The sequence below is a fragment of the Legionella nautarum genome, from assembly GCF_001467895.1.
GTDB classification, from domain to species: domain Bacteria; phylum Pseudomonadota; class Gammaproteobacteria; order Legionellales; family Legionellaceae; genus Tatlockia; species Tatlockia nautarum.
This window is the reverse complement of sequence record NZ_LNYO01000017.1, coordinates 92,899-110,145: the sequence shown is the minus strand read 5'-3', so window position 1 is coordinate 110,145 and position 17,247 is coordinate 92,899. Positions and strand designations below refer to the sequence as shown.

The window sequence follows — 17,247 nt, the reverse complement described above, 5'->3', positions numbered from 1 at the left end:
AAACAAAATGAAATTATTAAATTCAAACCCCATTTAGAATTAATTATTAATAATAACCTGGTGAATTATGAAGGCACTACTAAGTAAAAATGATCCTGTTTTGAGGCAAGTTGCTGAGTCAATCTTGGAGTCGGAATTTGGCAGTATATGGCTAAAAGAATTAATTCAAGATTTATTTAACATAATGAAAGAAAGATCTGCTGTAGGAGTTGCTGCGCCTCAAATAGGTGTCAGTAAAAGGGTTATTGTATTTAGCTCGGCATACACTAAACGACGAAATCTAGAATACCCAATACCGGACACAGCTCTTATTAATCCATCATTAAAAATCTTATCTGAAGGCATTCAAACAGGTTATGAAGGCTGTCTAAATTGCGGTGACATTATGGGGCAGGTACCAAGAGCAATGGATATTGAATATTTCGGTTTTGATGTTGATGGTAATTTCATTTCCAAAAAGGCATATGGATTAGAGGCAAGAGTCCTACAACATGAAATTGATCACCTCAATGGCTATTTGTTTTTAGATCGTATTCAGGATAAAAAAACATTAACAACAAAATCAGAATTACAAAACAAGGCTCAGATATGATGAGACATCAAACCCGAATCATATTAGCCGGTATGATGGGTAATTTGATTGAGTCCTTTGACATGGCGTTTACACAATCTGTTCAGTACGCCAAAACAAATAAATTACAAGCATTATTTGTTTTTATCTTAAGCTGCTTAGGCGTTACAACAACCTCTCAAATTTTTCTTTATGCTCCAATACAAGCCCACATTTATGGTACTTTTAGTGAACATGAGATTATGATGTCCAACATTATTTCATTGATAGTTTTGTTATGGGTATTTCCTATAGTTGGGAGATTATCAGATAAAATTAATCGTGAGAAAATTGTCATTGTAGCAAGCATAGGTTTTCTATTTCTGTCACAACCTTTTTTCTATTTTTTATCTAGTGGTGATTTTTATCAATTAGCCATCAGTCAGGCATTAATTGCGATACCTGCGGGCGCATATTATGCCACTGTACCTGTGATGTTAGCAGAAATGTTTCCGATTAATTTGCGCTGTACAGTTTTATCTGTTTTATATTCTGTTGCTGCAAGTTTATCAGCGGGATTAACACCATTAATATCTCTGATTTTAGTTGAGAAAACAGGAGTTACTTTCTCACCATCATTAATAGTGCTCCTACTGGTGTTTATTGTTTTCATCTGCTTGTATATACAAGCCATAAAGTCTAAAAATATTGAATTACTTTACGCTAGTACAAAGCCATAATGGGAATGGCTGTTTTAGCTTCCTACCGAGGGAAAGGTATAGGGCAAGCATTAATCAAAAATGCTATAGGGGAAGCTAGGAGAAAAGGGTTAACTCCTAGAACTCATGGTGCGTGAAAATGATAAACCTGCAATTAGGCTCTATGAAAAAAATGGTTTTGTAATTGAAGGTCTTCATCGAAATGCCGTATGTATCCGCAAGGCTTGCTTACCATTGCGCTTATGCCGTTCCTAAATAATCTTGACCAAATTGATCTAAGTATTCTTGATAGTTCCCTAAGTAATTTTGTGCGCCATAGCGCTCGGTTAATACAAGAACCCTTGTGGAGATTTTATCAATAAAGTAGCGATTATGACTGACGAATAAAACGGTGCCTGAATAAACTCGCAAGGCATCAATTAAGGCATCAATAGATTCCAAATCCAGGTGGTTGGTTGGTTCATCAAGGATAAGGACATTCGGTTTTTCTAAGATGATTTTTGCCATAACTAGCCGTGCTGATTCACCGCCGCTTAGCATCGCAATTTTTTTCTCAACGTCCGTACCACGAAATAAAACTTGCCCTAAGGTGTTGCGTATTTCCTGGGAAGTGGCGACCACATTATCTTCCATCCATTGTAATATAGTCAGTTCTGGGTCTAATAATGTACGGTAGTCTTGAGAAAAATACCCTAGAGATACGGTTTCACTCCATTCAAAACTGCCATTATCCGCAGGAAGCTCATTTAATAAGATTTTTAAAAGAGTCGATTTTCCAATGCCATTAGGGCCGATAATGGCGCATTTATCACTACGATAAAGTGCAAAGCCGACTTCATTTAATACTCTTTTTTCACCAAAGTTTTTGTGGATCTTTTCTACATTAATAATTGATTTACCAGAAGCTTTGCGTTGCTGGAAATTAAAGTAAGGTTTCTGAATGTTGGACTCTTTTATTTCAACCAATTGAATGCGGTCAATCATTTTTTGACGAGAAGCTGCTTGGGTGGCTTTAGATGCTTTAGCACCAAAGCGATCGACAAAGGTTTGCATAGCGTTAATTTTCTTTTCTTGATTCTTTAGTTCGCTTTGTTTCAATAGCAACCGCTCTTCTTTGGCAGCGACAAATTGATCATAACTACCTGGATAATTTGAAATAGTATCGTAATCAATATCGAGGATATTGGTCGATACTGCATTCAAAAAACTACGATCATGGGAGATAAAAATAAGTAGTCCAGGAAAGGTTTTTAAAAATTGTTGTAGCCAAGCAATTGAGACAATATCCAAATGGTTGGTGGGTTCATCCAATAACATAATATCAGGTTGTTGATAAAGGACTTGCGCTAGCAAAACTCTTAATTTGTAACCACCAGACAGAGCACTCAGCGGTTTGTCGTGGTATTTTTCTGCTATCCCTAGACCTAATAATAAATTTTTTGCCGAATGCTCCGCATCATAGCCGTTATGATGCATAACAATTTCTTCCAGTTCGCTGAGGCGATATCCATCTTCTTCAGTGAATTCTTCTTTAGTATACAATTTATTCTTTTCAATTAGCGCATCCCATAAATGGGTGTTACCTTGAATCACCACATCAATGAGTTTATCTTCTTCATAGCGAAAATGATCTTGCTTTAAAATGCCAAGATTTAAAGATTTTGCTTTTTCAACAGTGCCTTGGCTAGGCGATTCTTCGCCTGCAAGAATTTTTAAAAAGGTTGATTTGCCGGTGCCATTGGCGCCCACGACACCGTATCGTTGAGAAGGCAATAAAATTAAATCCACATCTTGGAATAAGGATTTTTTGCCAAACACCATGCTTAAATTTCGTACATCTAACATAAAACAAAACTCTTTAGGAGTTAATCAATTGCTTGCACTTGAGTGGCAAACTCGCCTTTTTCACCTTTCTTTAAGAGATAGGAAACGCGCTGACCAACGGTTAATTGTTTATACCCAGTTTCTTGTACTTCAGAGAAATGTACAAACACCTCTCGATTATTTTCATCGGAGAGGAGAAAGCCATAGCCTTTGATTTTATTAAAACGTTGTACTGTACCTGTTTGCTTCATTGTTTACCTTAATTATTTATGACAGACATTGAACACCAACTTTGTTCCTTTTTATTTTGCCTTTTTGGAATTGTTCATAGGCTTTCCCCAATAAGATTTTAAGAGCGCGAGGTTAAAATCAATTGCATTGGGTTTTAATCCGGCATTCTTTGTTAACCCGCCTGATATATTGCTAGGACGAATTTCTTCTCTCGAGTTAGAAAATACTTTTTAAAGTGCTATTCATTTTACGGATGCTTCGATTGTAAACAAAGCATAGGATACCACAAATCAGCACTTAATTTTTAAGCACACCCTGCTCTTTTTTGCTTTCTTTTACAAAGGGAGGTTGAGCTTATGCACGATAAAGAATTTGTTGTGCATAAGAAATACTGCTATAATTACACATTTTAGACAATATGGTCAAATATATGCACTTCTCAGATGTTTATCAAATCATAAAAAAAATGCCTAAAACAGATTTTGTCTCAAGTTTAGTGGAAAAGCTAAAGGCATTAGAAAAAAACGCCAATACCCCAAATTTCATTGAGTTTTTAACAAATAACCCAGTCGAATCCAGCCAGGATATTTTTGCTTTGCGCAAAGACTATGACTTCATGCAATTCGATAAAATAATCAAGGGTATTGATGAAATACTGGAAGACCTTAAGGCCTCTAAGGAAAACGCTCGGAAGAATATTAGCGATAATCACCTCGATGCTATTGAAAACATACTGCAAGATATTCTCAGTGCTGCTCATCAACAAAAACAATTTTACGATTTCTATAATGAGCGTCGCAGTTTTTATGAATTAGCTAAAACCTATGCAACGCATTATGTTCCCTTTAACCAAGAAAATGATCCTTTTAAAGGCACAGATTTTACTGGCTATTGCTGGGGACATACGCACCAATATGGCAAGCTTATATCAGAAGGGCAGCTGAGGACGTTGTCAGATGCATCTAATGAAGAATTATACAAAACTAATCACCAAAATTGGACTTTCTCGGACATTCTATTCAGACGTGTAGGCTGGTATTTTAGGGTTAGCCAAGAACAAAAAATTCGAGCAATGATTTGGGATGTTCTAAAAAATATGGATACCCAAGCTACCTTTAATTTTAATTTCCTTATTACGAATAGAGGATTCCATTCAACCAGTTTGAGAATGGTAGGTAGCGGGCTAGAATATTATGAAAGCAATTACGGTGTAGTAAAGTTCAACACCAGAGAAGCGGCAGTTAATTTTTTAGCGGGTCATTTGTTGAACGAAGCTATGGTGGTTGATGGGGAGGTCAAGTTTATAACCGTTTATAAACTCCCTTATGCGAATGATCCTACTCAAGATATGTTTGCTGATTTACCAATAGCTGCCCTTCAAAAGGAAGAGGTGCCAGAAATTGAGCCTAAACATTCCGAAAAATTACAGGATGCGATTAGTGCTTTAAACTCGTATATACAAGTATTAAGAGAGCAAGGTGCAGGAAAAGGGATGATCAAAGCGAATGAACTGCAATATTTAGTTGCCGAATTGAAATCTTTGCCAACTGAAGATTTAAAAGAGCGGGTGGATGGCATTCTTGCCAATAAAAATCACAGCCTTATGTTAAATAGAGGTACTGGGTTTTACTTCTTTAAATCAGGTTTTCAAAGCCATAGTACAACTGAAAGTTTACTACAAGAAATCTCTAAAGCTGCTGAAGCTTCTGTGGCACTGCAAGATATAATAGTCAATATTTGAAAAGAATGATGGTTATATTGAAATCAACTCTCAATCGAAGGTTGGGCTTTGTCCCAACATTCCCCTCAAGAGAGCTTCAGTTTTATGATAAATAATTTGTCGGGGCAAGGCTGACTAACATTCTTTGCAAAGAGACCGCCCGCGAGAACATCGCCTATTGTTCAGATTCCTTCCCCAGGGCCCTTCTCATGCAGTTATTTAGCTTTGGTATTAGGAGGAGCTTTTTCAAATAAAGTTTCACAATGGCAATAGGGAACTGTCCCTCCAGTGACATTTGGAATATTCGTACATACTTTTTGTCCGCCAAAACATTCCCAAGAACCTGCCAATTGCAATCCTGAAGGGTTAACCCCCTGAGGTGGTGAAATGTTAGCTGCATAAGCAATGCTAAATGTACTAACAGTTATTACCAGACAGGAAATAAAGGCTCTAATAAAAGGTATTTTCATGAAAAATCTCCATTAATCTGTTTAATTATAGATCAGTTATTGGGCAATATTGGCTCATTGATAGAGCAAGTGGCTAATGCGGAAAAGAGAATTTAACGATCAGCTTCCCCCTATGTATTCAAGTTTATAGTTGCAAATTGGACGAATGGTATAGTTTTTGTATACTTTAAAGGAACAGGATAAAAAAGTACGGTGTAATTAATTTGTTGGCCATACAAGCTATTGATAAAGCAAGAACCATAAACAGTCTCTTGCAAATATTAAGCTGCCATCAACCTCACTGGCACTCCATGATTCACGGTAGTTAGCAATTACTTTGGGAGGGGAACTTACACTCATTTATCAAGTAGCTTTGATATGCCTTGCTGCGAGACGAAAATATCTTAGATTTGAAAACTGCCAGGTTTTATGCTAACCATTTAATAATGAATATATTTTTGCTGTAGCCTATGCACAATAAAACGACCTCTGTTTTCTATCTCGGCGCTTTGGCCGCGTTCTCTCTTTTAACCTTTGATCTGTTCCAACCCTCATTGCCAACCATCACAACCTACTTTCATACGTGGTATGCAATAAGCCAGTTAACCTTGAGTCTATATTGTTTTTCTTTCGGCTTAGCGCAACTGATTTGGGGGCCGCTAATTGATTACTATGGGCGAAAAAAAAGCTTGGCACTAAGTTTTTGGATTTTTTTGCTGGCCACTCTTATATGCATTTTTTCTATAAATATTGAGCTTTTGCTGTTAGGGCGAATAATACAGGGTTTTAGTGTTTGCTGCGCTAACGTCGTTGCTTTTTCTTCTGCTCGAGATTTGGAGGATGAGAACGAGCGCACCAAACTTCTATCTTATTTATTAACTATCATTGCTATTTCACCTATTTTTGCCCCTCTTTTGGGCTCTATAGTTCATGTCCAGTATGGCTGGCGGGCTGTATTTGTACTTATGGGGCTGATAGGTTTCCTATTGCTGCTGCTCGCTAATTATTTTTTGTATGAATCGCCTTATTGGGTTCAACAGAAGGGTAATTCTGTATCTTCCTCAGCTCTTGATAAATATGGGGAAGTAGTAAGTCACCGCCGCATTTGGATTGGAACGATTATCATTACTGCGACTTTTACCTGCATGCTATTAATGGTTTTGAATGCCCCATATCTGATGATTGAAAAAATGAGTTTCTCCCCCGTTGTTTTTTCCTTACTTTTTGCAATAAATGGGTTTGTTTTAATTGCGAGTAATTTAGCAGGAATTCAATTGCGTAAAAAATACTCTATAGCCTGGAATTTTAATTTAGGCAGTTTTCTAATGATTTTTGGCTCTGTAGCTATGTTGTATTTATTCTATTTGAGAGGCTTAACCTTATTTACACTATCGTTAACCTTCTTTATCAGTTTTGGACTTAATTTAGTAAGCCCTCCAGCGTTATCGTACGCCTTGACTGATTATAGAGAAGACGCTGGAACGGCAACGGCGTTAATTAATACGATAAGAACAATTGTTGCTACGGTATTTGCAGTCCTTATTAGTATCCTTGTTCTGCGTAACGTTGCCTTTTTGGCCGTCGGCTTTTTGATTTGCTCTGCACTTTGCTGGTTATTCACTCTTTTTTGCAAGGATTAAGCTGCCTGCTGCTCCCTGGCAGGCAGCGGTGATTTATTTTTTTTGATTTAAGTTAATTAATCGCACCCCCATGGGAGGGATTTCTTCTTTATCAATATGAACATCTAGTAACACCGGCCCATCTAACTCTTCCGCTGAATAAATAGGAAGATTTTTTAAATCATCTGCTGAATAAATTTCATAGGCTTTTATTGCTAAACTTTCTGCTATAGTCTTAAAGTTAACCTGCGGTAACTCCCAGCCCAACCTTTCAGCCTCGTTCAATCTTTGGCCGTGAGCGACCATGCCGTACGCACCATCATTCAAAATAATAAAAATAATTTTTAGATGATATCGTTGAGCAACGCCTATCTCGAAACCATCCATTAAAAAAGCTCCATCGCCTACGAATGCGACATAAACATTTTGAGGAGAAGCGAGCGCCATACCAATTGAGGTACCAATTGCCCAAGTCATTGGTGCGAAAGTATAAGAAGAATAATAACAATGTAGTGGAGTTTGTATATAATGACTTCCCCAGACAAAGCTATTACCTATATCACTCAAAAAAACAGTCCCCTTGGAAAATAATTGATTTGCCAAGTAAAAAAGCCGCTGTGGTTTGATGGGATAGTCGTCATTTAAATGTTTTGTATCCATGTATGTTAGAGGGTATTCATTGGTAACCGGTAAGTCAGCTTTTCCATTTGCATTGTATTCTTCTACGGCAAATTCTTCGCAAAACGTTTGGAATATAAGCTTTATATTTCCTTGTAATTGTAACCGTGCTTTTTTAGAGCGAATGATAGATTCTACTTCGCTAGGTTCTGATATATTGATCAATGCCTTATGGTGGAGTAAGTGGGTTGACCAATTATTTGTAGAGAAAACATCGTGATTAGTGCCAATAGAAACTAATAAATCAATAGTAGTATCTTTTAATAATTCAACAGCAGACTCATGGCCTGCCAAACCAAAAACACCACAATATTTAGGATTTTGTGCATTAACACAGAGTTTTCCTTGGGGGGTTGAGATAATATATGCGCCTAAATAAGTCGCTAGTTTGTCAATGTATTCTGCTGCTTCTGCACAATCTCTACCGACAAGAAATACTATTTTTTCTGCTTCTAAGAGTAATTTTTTAAAGCGTAATAGATATTGATGTTCTATAGAATATTGTGGCAGTAAAAATTCCTCTAATGAAGTAGATTCATAGACCAACTCTGCATTGAAAATATCAGAAGGGATACTCAAGTGAACAGGTTTTCTTGAGATAAAAGCCCGTAATATAGCTGAACGTAAAACAAGGAAAATTTGCTCGGGATGCATCACTATATTACTGTAAGCAGTAATCGATTTTAACAAATCAACAGTATTGGTCCTTGTATAGGACTCTTGCAATCCGCCACGCTCAAAATAAGGTAAAGGGATTTGCGGTGAAATAATTAATAAGGGAACATTGTCCTCGTTGGCACTGGCAACACTGGTCACCAAATTGGTGACTCCCGGACCCGTTGTAACACAACAAACCCCTAATTTGCCCGTTCTTAAATGGTACCCCTGAGCCATATATCCTGCGGCACATTCATGCATACTTGTTACTAAGGTTAACTTATTTTGCGCACGACCCAATGCATTAAACATGGGTTCAATAGCTCCTCCAGGAATACCAAAAACGTACTCCACGCCTAATTCAACTAAGGTATCTACTATATAATCTGCTACATTTGGCATTTGTCTTCTCCCAAAAGCGGATAAGAAATACAAGCTACAGAAAATTGCAAAAGTTGAAACCAACTCCGATCAAGTGCTTGATATAACGCTGGTGATTTCTTTATTGATTGAATTTTGACAGGACTATGATTCGAGTTTGTTCCAGTTCATTCACTCTACCTCTTAAGCCTTTTAATAGATTCCACATGACAACCTTCCTTTATTCTTTGACACTATGGCACGCTATATAACCAATTAGCACAAAAAATAAACAATTATCTAGGCTAGGAAATTGATTTTACAAATTTGAAAAAAAAATTAATCCTTTTGAATTGAGCCCGATTCACGGTTGAGATGAGCAAAAAAACGAGATCAATTAGCTCTTGTTGAAGAATTAGCAAGGGTTGGCTCAGAATCATTAAAATTAAAAGCAGATTGAATAGCAATGATTCAACCTATACCCACCAGGAACGCTTACAAGTATTGCTAAGGGTGTTCCAAACATTAGAGCTAAGAAAAATATTGCCAAAGCTAACAACACCCGCTTTGCAGGATTTCCTCTAACGCCTTAATTTGCTTCAATTATGCTCAAAGTATGTTGAGCAATCATATATTCTTCATTCGTTGGTATGACGCTAACCATAATTTTACTATCCTTGTCACTAATAATTACTGAATTCGTTTCATTGGCCTTATCATTTATTTTAATGCCCAACCAAATGAGATGTTCGCAGATTTTTTTACGGATAATTGCAGCATTTTCACCAATCCCTGCAGTAAATACTAAGGCATCACATCCTTTGAGTGCGGCGGATAAAGAGCCTACTTCGAGTGCGGCTCGATAACAAAATAAATCAATGGCTTCTTGTGCATTGATACCAGAGTTTGCTAACAGCTCACGCACATCATGGCTGATGCCTGAGACGCCTAGTAAACCGGACTCTTTATAAAGTAAATGTTCAATTTCTTTGACGGTATAATTCTTTTCTTGAATGAGATATAAAAGAACCCCAGGATCAATACGTCCGCAACGAGTCCCCATCATCAATCCATCCAAGGCGGTAAATCCCATCGACGAGGCAACACTTTTACGTTGATACATCGCACACATGCTCGCGCCATTACCTAAATGAGCCACTATGACGCGTTTATTTCCTGTTTCGCCAATATGCTGTGTAATAACTGAGGTAATATATTCATAAGAAATTCCATGAAATCCATAACGCAGTACTCCTTCCTCAGTTAACTTTCTTGGAATAGCAAAAAGGGTCGCCAATTTTTCTTGAGAACGATGGAAGGTGGTATCAAAGCATGCGATTTGGGGTAATTTAGGGTAAATCGTTTTGATGATCCGGATGGCTTCCAGATTATGAGGTTGATGCAAAGGCGCTAATGGATTCAAACTAGCCATAGCTTTCATGGTATCATCGGTCACTAAAGTGGGGTGAAAGAAATACTTACCTCCATGGACTACTCGATGCCCTGCTGCTGTTAAACTAATAGAATCGGATAGTTGTTCAAACCAGTCGAAAAAGGTTCGTAAACCTGCCTCATGCCCTTGGGATGCAATCTTTTTTTTGAAAATTTGAGCATGGCTTGTATTAAATATCGTTAAATGAGGCGATGCAAAAAGACCTTCAATTTCACCATGGTAAAGTAAATTGAGTTTTTGCTGACAAGCAAACAATGAAAATTTGATGCTTGAAGAGCCTGAATTAATCACTAAGATAACTTTGTTCAATTAATTTTTCCTTATGGCGTACATAAGCTAAAGCCAGTGCACAAGAGGCTTTGCGCGAGATATCATCACTTCCTCGGCTGGTTAAAATAATGGGGACTCTCGCTCCCATTACTATGCCAGCTGCTTCCATACCCGACATGTAAGTCATTTCTTTATAGAGCATATTGCCTGATTCCATATCAGGTACAATGATAATGTCTGCATCGCCTGCGACATCCGATTTAATGCCTTTTTCACGAGCTGCTTCAATAGAAATGGCGTTATCAAATGCAAGTGGACCATCCACAATAGCACCCCTTATCTCGTCCCGCTCAGCCATTTTGCTTAATGCGGCGGCATCAAGGGTCGATTGCATTTTTTCACTGACCGTTTCAATGGCGCAAACGATGGCAACTTTGGGAGTGCCAAAACCTAAAGTCCGAAACAAATCAATTGCATTCTGCGTAATGTCTTTTTTCTCTTGTAAATTAGGCTGAATATTGAGTGCGGCATCAGAGATAAATAAGGGTTTGGAATAATTTGGAGTTTCTACATAAAAGACATGACTCATTCTGCGTCCTGTTAGCAACCCTGTTTCTTTAGCAATAATGGGTCCCATCAATTCATCAGTGTGGATTTTTCCTTTCATTAGGGCTTCTACTTTACATTCTCTTGCAAGTTGCACCGCAGCCTCCGCCGCTTCATTACTATGTTTGGTTGGAATAATTTCGTAGGCAGAAATATCCAGATTGGCTGCAATCGCAGCAGCGACAATTTTATCTTTTGGACCCACAAGAATAGGGATAATTATGTTTTCTTTGGCCGCATCGATCGCCCCCTGTAAGGCCAGTTTATCGACGGGATGAACAATAGCCGTTTTAAGAGGGGCAAAGTCTTCTGTTAATCGAATTAAATGGTTGTACCATGCCCCCTTGGGTTCCTTGAATAGAACTTTCGGTAATTCAACGCGTTCTCTTTTTACTTTTATTGTTGGGGCAATAACAGTGGCAATACCTCTGATTACTGTTTTATCGTGTTGATTCACACAGCTGCACTCCAAATTAACGATATGATTTTTAGGATTCTTATCAGTCACAGTGACAGTCACAGTGACCGTATCACCTGGTACCACAGGGGCAGTAAATTGAAGCGTTTGATCCAAATAAATGGTCCCAGGACCCGGAAGTTCTGTGCCGAGCACTGTTGAGATGAGCGCTGCACCCCACATGCCTTGGGCGATGATCTTGTGAAACATATCATCTTTGGCATATTCAGCATCCACATGGGCAGGGTTTACATCACCTGACATGATGGAAAAAAGCTCAATGTCTTTTGAGGTGAGTGTGCGTTTGAGCTGCGCTGAATCAGCTATTTTAAGTTCTTCAAATGTTTTATTTTCGATAAAAGACATGTTAATGCTCCTTAACCCATAATGGAGTAACCTGAGTCAACATAAAAGACCTGTCCTGTCATATCCATAGCAGCATCACTTACCAGAAATGCTGCTAAATTGCCGACATTTTTAATATCAACTAAGCGGTGCAATGGGGAGCGCTCAACCCCCGCTTTAATATACTCATAAAAATTAGGAATACCTGATGCGGCACGTGTTTGGATAGGGCCTGGGGAAATCGCATTGACTCTTATATTACTGGGCCCTAAATCATAGGCTAGATACCTAACCGATGCTTCTAATGCTGCTTTGACCACACCCATTAAATTGTAATTGAGTACGACTTTTTGGCTGCCATAATAACTCATAGTCAAGATGCTGCCGCCGTTTTTCATCAAGGGTGCGGCGTATTGTGTCAGTCGAATTAAGGAATGGCAGGATATATCCATTGCCTCCAAAAATCCCTCTTTTGTACAATCAACCAGTCTATCATCTAAGGCGGTTTTAGGGGCGAAAGCCATGGAATGTAGAAGGAAATCCAGTTTTCCCCATGTTTTTTCAATAGCAGTGAATAATGCAATAATTTCCTCTTCTTTGCGTACATCACAAGGAAGAATAATAGGAGATTTTAATTGCAGGGCTAAAGGACGAACATAAGGTTCTGCTTTAGCATTAAGAAAAGTTATTGCTAATTCAGCATTGGATAGACCAAATTGCTCCGCACAACCGTAGGCAATACTGTGTTCATTTGCAATTCCAGTTACTAATCCCTGTTTATTTTTCAGATTGATTATCATAGTAATCCTTTTATTCATTCAAATTTCAATATTCAAGCTTTTGCGGGGTCAATAATCCGATAGGCAAGCAGTTTCACTCGGTCGCTTATCAGTGCCCATGTCAGCGCATATACCCATACGAATCCAGCCCAACCCCAACCAAGGGCTGGCATAAGAAATCCGTAAACTGCAATGAGCGTTGCTAGGATTTGGGTACCGATTACTGCAAACAGCAAAATGTTTGCAGGTCGTATAGACCAGAAAGGGCCTCGCGTACGTGTAAGAAAAATGGTCAAGTGTCCGGCTACGGAGAGCAATAAATACATCATGGATTGAAGATGGCCATTGTCAAGGTGAAAAACACGGTCGCCTAGGAAAAAAAGACCAAATGATGCGATAGGTCCAATAATGCCGAGCACCGTGGCAATTCGGAGAACCAGTTGCATATTCCATGCCTCAGGTTCATTTTTATAACGAACATTATCATAAGCAATGGATAGAATGGCGCCATCATTAAGCAAGGCCAGCATCACAATCATCACTGCTGTTATTGGATAAAAATTAAAAATTAGGATAGCCAGCGCCATAAACAACAGAACTCGTAACGTCTCAGCAATACGATAGATTGCATAGCTGTTCATTCGCTGAAAAATTTTTCTGCTTTCTTTAATCGCGTCAATGATGACCGATAGACCAGGTGACATCAACACAATCGATGCCGCTGCCCGTGCTGCATCTGTAGCATCTGAAACAGCAATACCACAGTCAGCTTTTTTCAGGGCTGGAGCATCATTTACACCATCACCAGTCATTCCGACAATGTGGCCTATCTTCTGCAAAATAGTCACGGTACGAAATTTATGTTCGGGGAATACCTGAGCGAAACCATCGGCATTCTCAATAGAATCTATGAGCGCTGTTGTTTCTTGAGTCTTCGAATCTCCTAAGCTACTGGCATCGAAGATATTCGTGCCCATCCCTAATTTTTTGGCTGTTTCCTGAGCAATAGCTAACTGATCACCCGTCACCATCTTCACTTTAACCCCCATCTGGTTTGCAGTGGCAATAGTCGCCTTAGCATCTTCTCTTGGGGGATCAAACAGCGGTAACACGCCAAGAAATTGCCATTGTCCTTCTTTTTCAGCTCGAGCGACACCTAATGATCTAAAGCCGCGAGCAGCAAACTCATTAACTGCCTTCTCTACTTCAGATTTGATTTGTTCGGCATTAACTGATAATGCCATGATGACTTGAGGGGCTCCTTTAGTAACCTTAAATTCTTTTCCATTCAGTGAGTTAATGGTCGCTTCAGTGCGTTTGCTTATCGGATCGAACGGTTTAAAATGAACGATCTCGTAATTCTTCAATTCTCCAGTATTTTTCAACCCTCCAAGAACAGCTTGGTCAATCGTGTCGCTATCATCCGCACGCGAGGCCAGTGCGGCATTTAGTATTAAATATTCGGCAGTTATATTATTTACGCTAAATGGTTCACCTAAACTAAGCTTGTTTTGGGTAAGGGTTCCTGTCTTATCAGCACATAACACATCGACTCCGGCTAACTCCTCCACCGCGGCTAGCCGAGTCACAACGGCTTCTTTTTTAGCAAGAAGTCGGGCACCAACTGCCATCGTCACTGACAATACGGTCGGCATCGCTACAGGAATTGCTGCAACAGTGAGTACTAAAGCAAACTGTAATGTGGTTAGAACTCGATCGCCACGATACATTGCGACAGCGATGATTATACCTACCAGAATCAATGCGAAAATAATTAAGTAATTACCGATCTTTAATACTGCCTGTTGAAAGTGACTGACCGTATGTGCTTCTTCTACCAACTGCGCGGTTTTACCAAAATAAGTATTCTCACCGGTCTCATAAACTAATGCCTCGATTTCTCCTTGTCGAATAATCGAGCCAGAAAATACTGCTTCGCCAGATTTGCGCACTATAGGCAAGGACTCTCCGGTCAAGGTCGATTGATCCACCTCGATGGGATCGCCCTCGAGCAGCCGCGCGTCCGCTGGCACAATATCGCCGAGGCGCATAAGAATGATATCCCCCGGAACTAATTCACTGGCTGGTAAATTAATCCATTTTCCATCACGTTTTATCCTTGCTTTATTCGCTAATTTTGCCTTCAATGCAGCAATAGCGTTCCCTGCTGCATGTTCCTCCCAAAATCCAACCAAAGCATTTGAAACAAGCAAAACCATAATGATGAAAAAGTCCGCCCAATGTTGGATTACACCGGATAGAATCATCGCTACTTCGATCATCCAAGGAATAGGACCCCAAAAATAAGCGAGCAATTTCAGGATTGGATTGATTGTCTTTTCTTCAATTGCATTGGGTCCATATTGGAGCAGCCGATTTTTTGCTTCTGCTTGGCTCAGACCTTCTCTTGATACCCCCAGTTTTTTCTCTACTTCTGGCAGTGGTAGTGATTTCAAATCATCTTGCCTATCTCTTTCTAATTCTGATACTGATTTAGCAGCCTTTTGGGCACTATGACGGGTTTTCATACTAAGAATCATCCTTTTAAATTCTAAAATTATTTTTGAAAACCTAGGTACCTGGTGAATCACATAGATTATTGAACGGATTTAGTTCTTTTTTAAGCGATGCAATCTATGCAAGGAAGAAAGAGAGCTAATCCTTTAACTCCAATTATCATCAATAGTAAATTTGATTATTAACTTATAATTATAGTTGAACAATAAAAAAACGAAAAACAAGCCAATAAAACAAGTTTTGCTAATAATTTGATGATCTGCCTCGAATAGCCGTACACTTTGTATACCTCCTATCAACAGGGAGTGAAAAGGGTAAGAAATTTCAATATTAAAGAGTTCAAAATAAAGCTACGGAATGCTTATAGCATTCCTTGTTATCAAAGCAGGAGACAAGATATACAAAAATATGTTGGGTTTTTCTCTTAGTGCAACAAAAGGAGATCCGGCTCTTTTAATCGCCAAAAAATTTTCTTGTTTAATCTTTAGCAGAGCTAAAAATGCCGAATAATTATGGTTTAAGATTGGTTAGATTAGGGATTGATACGCAACAGGAGTTTACGGTATTTATGCATTCTGATTGCTTTATCTGTAAATCGGAAGGCTTTGAATCTTTAACTCAAATTATTGTTACTGCGAATCATCATTCCATTATTGCAACCCTAAATGTAATCAATTCCAATATTCTCAGAAAGGATGAAGTCAGTTTATCAGAAAGTGCCTGGAAAGAATTAGGCGTGAAAGTTGGTGATTCGGTTAATTTGACTCATCTATATCCAGTCACTTCCCTACAATATTTACGCTCAAAAATTCATGGCAACTCACTATCTGCCGCTGAATTTTTTGCAATTATTCAAGATATAGTTGCTGGAAAATATTCAAATATTCATTTATCGAGCTTTGTTACTGCCTGTGCGAATAATTTAAAGGTACAGGAGATAATTGACTTAACCCGAGCAATGGCCAAATCAGGAAAACAAATTTCCTGGAGTTATCCTATTGTGGTGGACAAACACAGTATAGGTGGGCTCCCCGGCAATAGAACAACTCCGATTGTCGTATCTATTGTTGCGGCAGCAGGTTTAATTATCCCAAAAACCTCATCACGAGCTATAACCTCACCTTCTGGTACTGCTGATACAATGGAAACAATGACCTCTATAAGCTTAAGTCCAAAAAAGATACGACTGGTTATTGAAAAGGAAGGTGGCTGCTTAATTTGGGGTGGGGCACTAGGAATTAGTCCTGCGGATGATTTGCTTATCCGCGTCGAACGGGTTTTAGATCTTGATCCTGAAGGACAAATGATCGCTTCCGTTTTATCTAAGAAAGTGGCAATGGGAATCACTCACGCAGTGCTGGATGTCCCAGTTGGTCCAACAGTAAAAATCCGTTCGGAGCAAGCGTTTTTAAAACTTAAAGAATATTTTGCTATTGTAGGTAAAGCAATGGGTATAGAGCTTACTGTCATAAAATCGAATGGTACGCAGCCAATAGGAAAGGGAATAGGGCCCGCCTTGGAAGCAAAAGACATTTTGGCTGTGTTGCAAAATAACCAAAACGTATGTTTATCCGAGTTAAAAAATAAGGCGATTCTCTTGGCAGGTACCATTTTGGAAATGGGGAAAAAAGCGCAATTAGGAAAAGGTGAGTATCTGGCAAAACAACTTTTGGAAAGTGGGGCCGCACTTAAAAAATTTTTAGCGATCTGTGAAGAGCAGGGCGGATTTAAAGAACCGCCAAGCGCCATTTTAACTTATGATATCGTTGCAACTCATGAAGGACAGGTTTCTGACATTCATAATAGGCAGTTAGCACAAGTTGCTAAATTAGCTGGGGCGCCTCATGATGCTGCTTCAGGAATAGAGTTTTTTGCTGTTTTGGGAACCTGGGTTAAACCAGGGGACGTTCTTTATCGCATTCATGCGGAATCAAAAGGAGCCTTGGCCTATGCAGTTTCCTATGCACGAGCTATGCCTCATATTGTCACGCTTAGGCGAGATTAATTAAGCAA

Annotated in this window: 14 protein-coding genes; 6 read left to right on the top strand and 8 right to left on the bottom strand. The window is 38.9% G+C overall.

Annotation, left to right across the window (positions count from 1 at the left end):
- Window positions 1-67: 67 nt before the first annotated feature.
- From def to Lnau_RS16980, 3 genes are read left to right on the top strand one after another with little or no spacing between them, the layout of a single operon-like run.
- Window positions 68-592, top strand: coding sequence for a peptide deformylase (def, locus tag Lnau_RS09825; RefSeq protein ID WP_058504970.1), 525 nt, complete (start codon window positions 68-70; stop codon window positions 590-592).
- Window positions 589-1,290 carry an MFS transporter gene (locus Lnau_RS09820; RefSeq protein WP_058504969.1) on the top strand — a complete coding sequence of 234 codons (702 nt, stop codon included), beginning with the start codon at window positions 589-591 and terminating at the stop codon, window positions 1,288-1,290. The genes def and Lnau_RS09820 overlap by 4 nt, the downstream gene beginning before the upstream one ends.
- Entirely contained in the window at window positions 1,290-1,406 is a 117-nt protein-coding gene (locus Lnau_RS16980; protein ID WP_083503817.1) for a GNAT family N-acetyltransferase, read from the top strand. The genes Lnau_RS09820 and Lnau_RS16980 overlap by 1 nt, the downstream gene beginning before the upstream one ends.
- Window positions 1,407-1,509: 103 nt before the next feature.
- Here the strand turns inward: Lnau_RS16980 and Lnau_RS09815 are convergent, their stop codons facing one another.
- Together Lnau_RS09815 and Lnau_RS09810 are read right to left on the bottom strand one after the other, a co-directional pair.
- A complete protein-coding gene (locus Lnau_RS09815; protein ID WP_058504968.1) occupies window positions 1,510-3,114 on the bottom strand; it encodes an ABC-F family ATP-binding cassette domain-containing protein in 1,605 nt (534 codons plus the stop codon).
- A gap of 20 nt (window positions 3,115-3,134) precedes the next feature.
- Window positions 3,135-3,344, bottom strand: a complete 210-nt coding sequence (locus tag Lnau_RS09810; RefSeq protein ID WP_058504967.1) for a cold-shock protein — start codon at window positions 3,342-3,344, stop codon at window positions 3,135-3,137.
- A 410-nt stretch (window positions 3,345-3,754) separates the two neighbouring features.
- On the opposite strand from Lnau_RS09810, the gene Lnau_RS09805 reads away from it, so the two are divergent.
- Window positions 3,755-5,065, top strand: coding sequence for a hypothetical protein (locus tag Lnau_RS09805; protein ID WP_058504966.1), 1,311 nt, complete (start codon window positions 3,755-3,757; stop codon window positions 5,063-5,065).
- Between the two features lie 194 nt (window positions 5,066-5,259).
- Here the strand turns inward: Lnau_RS09805 and Lnau_RS09800 are convergent, their stop codons facing one another.
- On the bottom strand, window positions 5,260-5,514 hold the full coding sequence (locus Lnau_RS09800) for a hypothetical protein (protein ID WP_058504965.1): 255 nt from the start codon (window positions 5,512-5,514) through the stop codon (window positions 5,260-5,262).
- A 449-nt stretch (window positions 5,515-5,963) separates the two neighbouring features.
- On the opposite strand from Lnau_RS09800, the gene Lnau_RS09795 reads away from it, so the two are divergent.
- On the top strand, window positions 5,964-7,133 hold the full coding sequence (locus tag Lnau_RS09795) for a Bcr/CflA family efflux MFS transporter (RefSeq protein WP_065240285.1): 1,170 nt from the start codon (window positions 5,964-5,966) through the stop codon (window positions 7,131-7,133).
- A 33-nt stretch (window positions 7,134-7,166) separates the two neighbouring features.
- Here Lnau_RS09795 and Lnau_RS09790 read toward each other — a convergent pair whose 3' ends face one another.
- From Lnau_RS09790 to Lnau_RS09770, 5 genes are all read right to left on the bottom strand, one after another.
- Window positions 7,167-8,849, bottom strand: coding sequence for a thiamine pyrophosphate-binding protein (locus Lnau_RS09790; RefSeq protein ID WP_058504964.1), 1,683 nt, complete (start codon window positions 8,847-8,849; stop codon window positions 7,167-7,169).
- 547 nt (window positions 8,850-9,396) lie between these two features.
- Window positions 9,397-10,569, bottom strand: coding sequence for an acetate/propionate family kinase (locus tag Lnau_RS09785; protein ID WP_058504963.1), 1,173 nt, complete (start codon window positions 10,567-10,569; stop codon window positions 9,397-9,399).
- Window positions 10,544-11,959 (bottom strand): bifunctional enoyl-CoA hydratase/phosphate acetyltransferase, encoded by a 1,416-nt coding sequence (locus tag Lnau_RS09780; RefSeq protein ID WP_058504962.1) that lies wholly within the window; start codon window positions 11,957-11,959, stop codon window positions 10,544-10,546. Before Lnau_RS09780 ends, Lnau_RS09785 begins: the two co-directional genes overlap by 26 nt.
- A gap of 11 nt (window positions 11,960-11,970) precedes the next feature.
- A complete protein-coding gene (gene fabI, locus Lnau_RS09775; protein WP_083503816.1) occupies window positions 11,971-12,738 on the bottom strand; it encodes an enoyl-ACP reductase FabI in 768 nt (255 codons plus the stop codon).
- A 32-nt stretch (window positions 12,739-12,770) separates the two neighbouring features.
- The gene (locus Lnau_RS09770) at window positions 12,771-15,245 is read right to left on the bottom strand and encodes a plasma-membrane proton-efflux P-type ATPase (RefSeq protein WP_058504961.1); all 2,475 of its coding nucleotides are present in this window, start codon (window positions 15,243-15,245) and stop codon (window positions 12,771-12,773) included.
- Between the two features lie 488 nt (window positions 15,246-15,733).
- Here Lnau_RS09770 and Lnau_RS09765 point away from each other — a divergent pair, with 488 nt between their 5' ends.
- Window positions 15,734-17,239, top strand: coding sequence for a thymidine phosphorylase family protein (locus Lnau_RS09765; RefSeq protein WP_058504960.1), 1,506 nt, complete (start codon window positions 15,734-15,736; stop codon window positions 17,237-17,239).
- The last annotated feature ends 8 nt before the right edge of the window (window positions 17,240-17,247 follow it).